Raw genomic sequence first — 368 nt, forward strand, 5'->3', positions numbered from 1 at the left:
CTTTGGTTGTTGCCGATGGCCAAGGAGATGAAACCAAAGATGGTGTCAATATTTTTGATGTTGGCACAGCTTCATCTCGTTTTAGCCGCATACTTAAAATGCCAAAAGAAGTCGCGGTAAAAGGCCTTGAACTCAATGCAGACGTTTACCATATGCATGACCCTGAGTTACTCACAGTAGCAAACTTACTGAAGAACAATGGCAAAAAAGTTATTTTTGATGCGCATGAAGATTTCCCTAAGCAACTATTGTCAAAGCCTTATTTATCAAAACCAGTAGCCAAAATTCTCTCTTTTGCTGCTGATAGTTATGAGAAGTATAAGGTGCCAAAACTAGATGGCATAATCTCCGCGACCCCGGACATTCGC

1 protein-coding gene is annotated in these 368 nt (G+C 41.0%); it reads left to right on the forward strand.

Features of this window, described 5'->3' with window-relative positions; all coding sequences use genetic code 11:
- Positions 1-368, forward strand: a 368-nt coding sequence (locus CWB99_RS24330; RefSeq protein WP_212748546.1) for a hypothetical protein, incomplete at both ends; no start/stop codon positions are given.

It is taken from the genome of Pseudoalteromonas rubra (genome assembly GCF_005887095.1).
Classification (GTDB): Bacteria; Pseudomonadota; Gammaproteobacteria; order Enterobacterales; family Alteromonadaceae; genus Pseudoalteromonas; species Pseudoalteromonas rubra_E.